At 74.2% G+C, this 5,343-nt stretch carries 6 protein-coding genes; 5 read left to right on the plus strand and 1 reads right to left on the minus strand.

What is annotated here, in order from left to right; translation table 11 throughout:
* Positions 1 to 1,497: M1 family metallopeptidase (locus tag IF37_RS0137665; protein ID WP_030753944.1), on the plus strand; the 1,497-nt coding region annotated here is incomplete at its 5' end.
* An 85-nt stretch (positions 1,498 to 1,582) separates the two neighbouring features.
* Entirely contained in the window at positions 1,583 to 2,425 is an 843-nt protein-coding gene (locus tag IF37_RS0137670) for a lysozyme (RefSeq protein WP_030753948.1), read from the plus strand.
* Positions 2,426 to 2,440: 15 nt separating this feature from the next.
* Here the strand turns inward: IF37_RS0137670 and IF37_RS0137675 are convergent, their stop codons facing one another.
* On the minus strand, positions 2,441 to 2,929 hold the full coding sequence (locus IF37_RS0137675) for a MarR family winged helix-turn-helix transcriptional regulator (protein ID WP_030753951.1): 489 nt from the start codon (positions 2,927 to 2,929) through the stop codon (positions 2,441 to 2,443).
* Between the two features lie 56 nt (positions 2,930 to 2,985).
* Between IF37_RS0137675 and IF37_RS45135 the strand changes: the two genes are divergently transcribed.
* The 3 genes from IF37_RS45135 (at position 2,986) to IF37_RS0137690 (ending at position 5,222) form a co-directional block, all read left to right on the plus strand.
* Complete coding sequence (locus IF37_RS45135) at positions 2,986 to 3,276, plus strand: alpha/beta fold hydrolase (RefSeq protein WP_030753954.1); 291 nt, start codon at positions 2,986 to 2,988, stop codon at positions 3,274 to 3,276.
* Positions 3,273 to 4,448: a PP2C family protein-serine/threonine phosphatase gene (locus IF37_RS0137685; RefSeq protein ID WP_030753957.1), complete on the plus strand. Its 1,176-nt coding sequence runs from the start codon at positions 3,273 to 3,275 to the stop codon at positions 4,446 to 4,448. Before IF37_RS45135 ends, IF37_RS0137685 begins: the two co-directional genes overlap by 4 nt.
* A 255-nt stretch (positions 4,449 to 4,703) precedes the next feature.
* Positions 4,704 to 5,222, plus strand: coding sequence for a hypothetical protein (locus IF37_RS0137690; RefSeq protein WP_030753959.1), 519 nt, complete (start codon positions 4,704 to 4,706; stop codon positions 5,220 to 5,222).
* Positions 5,223 to 5,343 lie beyond the last annotated feature (121 nt).

Below are 5,343 nucleotides of genomic sequence, written 5' to 3' on the forward strand. Positions count from 1 at the left end.
GCGCCGGCCCGGGCGGTCCCCGACGGCGGCTTCGAGAGCGGGACCTCGCCGTGGACGGCCTCCTCGTCCACCGTCGTCACCGGCCGCTCGGGACAGGGCGCGCACGGCGGCGCCTCCTACGCCCGGCCCGACGGCACCGGCGCCCTGCGCACCGGCGCCCTCGGCCGGAGCGTGACGACCCCGGCCCGGTGCGGCAGCGCCCTCGACACCTCCGACGGCACCGCCCCGTCCGCCGGGGACGCCGCCCGCACCCCGGCCGCGCCCGCCTACACCGTGAACCTCAGCAGCGACGCCGGCGGCACCGTCTGGACCGGCCGGGAGAGCGTGACCTTCACCAACGCCTCCGCCACCGCGCTCGGCGAGGTGTACCTGCGGCTGTGGGACAACTACCACGGCACCTGCGACGCGATGCCGATCAAGGTCGGCAACGTCACCGGCGGCACGGCCGGCGCCCTGTCGGCCGGCTGCACCGCGCTGAGGATCGACCTGCCGGCCCCGCTCGCCCAGGGGCGGAGCGCCACCGTCGGCTTCGACCTCGGCATCACCGTGCCCAGCGGCGCCGACCGCTTCGGCCACGACGGCGCTTTCAGCTTCCTCGGCAACGCCCTGCCCGTCCTCGCCGTCCGCGACGGCGCGGGCTGGCACCTGGACCCGTACACCGACAACGGCGAGTCGTTCTACTCCCTGGCCGCCGACTTCAAGGTCGTCCTGGACCACCCGAGCGGCCTGCTGGTGCCGGCCACCGGCACGTCCACGGACACCCCCGGCTCCAGCGGCCGTACGGTCACCACGGCCACCGCCGGCCAGGTCCGCGACTTCGCCTGGGCGGCGGGACCGTTCAGCAGGATATCCGGCACCTCGGCGGCCGGCGTCCCGGTGAACGTCTACTCCGTCTCCGGCATCAGCTCCGCCGGCGCCCAGTCGATGCTCAGCACCGCCCGGACCGCGGTCGACGCCCACGCCGCCCGGTTCGGCGCCTACCCCTACGGCGAGCTGGACGCCGTCATCGACAACAACTACTGGTTCGGCGGCATGGAATACCCCGGCTTCGTCCTGGACCTCGTCAGCACCACCGCGCTCACCCACGAGATCGCCCACCAGTGGTGGTACGGCATCGTCGGCGACGACGAGTACACCAGCCCCTGGCTGGACGAGGCGTTCACCGACTACGCCACCGACCTCGCCCAGGGCAAGACCGGCACCGGCTGCTGGAGCGGCGTCTCCTGGGCCTCCAACGCCGAGAAGATCACCAACTCGATGGCCTACTGGGACGCGCACTCCTCCCGGTACTCCACCGTCGTCTACGGCTACGGCAAGTGCGCCCTGCACGACCTCAGGCGGGTCCTCGGGGACACCGCCATGGCCAGGCTGCTGAAGGACTACGCCACCGCCCACTGGTACGGCGTGTCCACCACGGCCGAGTTCAAGGCGGCGGCCCAGGCGGCCACGAGCACGGACCTCACCTCCTTCTGGACCCAGCACCGCATCGACGGGTGACGGCCACCCGCATGGCTTAGACACCGGCCGCGGAAGCCTTCGCCCGGCGCAACCCGGGGTGCGCGACGGCCCGGCCCCGGGTCAGATGGACTCCGTGCGAAACTCCATGTCCCGCATCCGCGGCCGGTCCCCCCGGTGCCTGTTCACCGGTGCCCTGACCGGCCTGCTCCTCTTCCTCTCCGGCCCCCAGGCCGTGTCCGACCCGACCGGGGGGCCGCTCGAGCGCGGCAACGCCTACATGGGCATCGGCGTCCTCGCCCACGACGGCACCTCCGGCACCCCGCCGCCGGTCTCCCGCGCCACCCAGACCGAGGGCGTCGACGTCGCCAGCCACCAGGGCGACGTCGACTGGCGCAAGCTCTGGGACGGCGGCACCAGATGGGCGTACACCAAGGCCACCGAGGGGACTTACTACACCAACCCCTACTTCGCCCAGCAGTACGACGGTTCGTACGACGTCGGCATGGTCCGCGGCGCCTACCACTTCGCCACCCCGGACACGGCCGGCGGCGCCGCCCAGGCCGACTACTTCGTGGACCACGGCGGCGGCTGGTCGAAGGACGGCAAGACCCTGCCCGGCGTCCTCGACATCGAGTGGAACCCGTACGGCGACTCCTGCTACGGCAAGTCCGCGAGCGGCATGGTCGGCTGGATCCGCGACTTCCTCGGCCGCTACAAGTCCCGCACCGGCCGGGACGCGGTCATCTACACGGCCACCAGCTGGTGGTCCGAGTGCACCGGCGACTACGCGGGCTTCGGCGCGGTCAACCCGCTGTGGGTGGCGCGCTACGCCTCGACGGTCGGCACGCTGCCCGCGGGCTGGTCGGTGTACACGATGTGGCAGTACACCTCCACCGGGCCGCAGGTCGGCGACCACGACCGCTTCAACGGCTCCCAGGACAGGCTGCGCGACTTCGCCGACGGATGAGCGCCGCGCGCCGGGTCAGTCCACGTCCACGTCGTCGAAGAGCGCGTGCACGGCGCCGAGCACGCGCAGGCACGCCTCGACGTCCGCCATGGTCACATCGCCGTCCACCCGGCGCAGCAACGCGCGCTCCCGGGCCCGCACGGCACCGATCGCCGCCCGGCCCGGGCCGGTGAGCCGGATGAGCGAGGACCGGCGGTGCGCGGGGTTCGGCACGCTCTCCACCAGGTGCTGCCGTGCCGCGTCGTTCACCATCCGCTGGACGAACTGCCGGCTGAGCGCCTGCGCCCGGCCCATCTGCGGAACCGTCATCGGCCCCCGGGCGCGCAGCAGATCGAGCACCGCGCGGACACCGACCGACAGGCCCTCGATCGGCGCCGCCTCCTCCACCTTGCGGTGCACGCGCCGGTAGAGCGGGCCGACCAGGTCGAAGACCTCGGTGAGGCGTTCGGCCAGGTCGTCCCGGGGCGGCTCGGGGGAGGCGGGGGCGGTGCGGTCGTCCGTCATGGGAACAGGATGACACCTTGGTTGCCAACGTGACGAAGGGTGACACCTTGGTTGTCATGAGTGTCGGTCTGACAGCCCTGCCCGTCCGCTCGCTCCCGACCGCCGACGGCCGCCTCGCGTCCCTCGTCCCCGGCGGGCGCACCGTCGCCGTCCCGGGCACCGCCCACCACCCGAACCTGGCGGACCCGGCCCGCTTCAACGCCGAATTCTCCGCCTTCCTCGAACAGTTGCCGTGCCCCCCCGCGCCGCGGGTGCGCACCCGGGCGGGTGTACCGGCGCTGCGGGCCGCGCCGCACGGGGTGAGACTGCTGGGAGGACGACGTCCGCGGGTGGTGGTGCGAAGGTGACGGCAGAACCGGGCGGGTCGCCGCTGGAGGAGTTCCTGGCCGACCCCGCCAACTGCACGCTGGACCTGACGGCCGCCGTCCACACCTGCGTGAAGTCGCTGGGCCTGCGGCACGCCGTGGTCTACCTCGCCGACCTCCAGCAGCGGCACCTCGTGCCGCTCACCGAGGAGGGCGCCGGCCTGCTGATCGACGACTCGCTCGCCGGCTGGTGCTACCGCACCCAGTCCCTGCGCGTGGAGGAGACCGAGCGGGACGGGATGACGGCGTGGTTCCCGCTGCTCGACGGCGCCGAACGGCTCGGCGTGCTGGCCGTCCACACCCGGACGCTCACCGCGGAGACCCTGCGCCAGTCCCGGGCGCTGGCCGCCCTGCTCGCCATGATGGTCAGCTCCAAGCGGGCCTACAAGGACTCCTTCGTACGGCGGACCCGGACCAGGGCGATGCACCTGCCCGCCGAGATGCTGCGGGCCTTCCTGCCGCCGCGCACCATCGGCAACGGCCACGTCGTCTCCACGGCCGTCCTCGAGCCCGCCTACGACATCGGCGGCGACGCCTTCGACCACTCCCTCACCACCCGCGCCCTGCACACCGTCGTCCTGGACGCCATGGGGCACAACCTGCTCTCCGGGCTGACCAGCGCCGTCGCCCTGGCCGCCTGCCGCAACGCCCGCCGCACCGACGCCGACCTGCGCTCCCTGGTCGACGGCGTGGACCAGGCGCTCAGCCGGTGGCTGCCGGACCAGTTCTGCACCGGCGTCCTCGCCCGACTCGACTTCGACACCGGCGTGCTGCACTGGAGCAACTGCGGCCATCCCGCCCCGCTCCTCATCCGCGACCAGCGGCTGCTCGTCGACGCGCTGGTCCGCGAGGCCGACCCGCCCATGGGCCTGCGGTCCCTGCTCTCCGCGCGGGACCGCCGGGTGCACGAGGCGCGGCTCCAGCCCGGGGACCGGGTCCTGCTCTACACCGACGGCGTCACCGAGGCACGGATGGCCGACGGGCGGCTGCTCGGTCTCGAACGGTTCGCGGACTACGTCATCCGGGCCAGCGCCACCGGCGAGATCGCGCCCGAGACGCTCCGGCGCCTGATCCACTCGCTGCTGGACTCCCAGGACAGCCGGCTCCGGGACGACGCCACGATCCTGATGTTCGAGTGGAAACCGGTCCGCTGAGCGGCCCGGAGCACACGGCGCGGCCGGGCGGGTGAGCCCCTCGGGAGCGGGACGGCGGTGCCGGCGGGACACCGTCCCCGGGCCGCGACCGGCGCCGGAGCGGCCTGCGTCGCGGGGGGATGACCACCGGGGCCGGGAGCGGGTGTCCGCGCACGGCAGGAGCGGGCGGCCGGGTGCCGCCGCGGGCCGCCTCCCGCCGCGGGCGCCGGTGCCACCGGTGGCCGGGTGCCGCGCGACGCCGGTTAGGCTCGACGCGTGCCGCACGTCGAAATACTCCAGCTGCTGGTCTCCCCGGTGCACCGGCTCTCCGGCCGGCCGGGCGAGGGCCTGCCCGACCTCCCGCCCGGGGAACGGGTGACGACGGCCGAGGTGCGCGCGGGCCTCGGCATCGTCGGGGACCGGTACTTCAACCACCCCGCCCACCGCAACGCGTCGATCACCCTCATGGCGGCCGAGCGGCTGCCCGGGCCGTACCCGGCCGACCTGCTCCGCACCCGGCGCAACGTCCTGCTGCGCGGAGTCGACATCGACGCCCTGAGCGGCACGACGGTCTGTCTCGATTGCGGTTTCGGACCGGTGGAGCTGGAGGTGCGCAGCGCCGCCCGGCCCTGCGCCTGGATGGACACCACCCTCGGACCCGGCGCCCAGCGCGCCCTGCGCGGCGGCGGGGGAGTGCGCTGCCGGCCGCTGACCGACGGCGTCCTCGCCGTGGGACCCGCCGTGTTCGAGGTGCGCACCCGCGAGCAACCCGGGAACATCACGCACGGCACCTGAGTACATCGACTCAGGCGGCACACCCCGCCGCCCGGGAAGGCTGGGGGCATGACGACGCCGACGCCCGCGACCCGCCCCCGCCCTCCCGCCCCCGGACCGCCGCCGCGGCCCGCGCCGGCCC

The organism is Streptomyces sp. NRRL S-31 (genome assembly GCF_000718775.1).
Classification (GTDB): domain Bacteria; phylum Actinomycetota; class Actinomycetes; order Streptomycetales; family Streptomycetaceae; genus Streptomyces.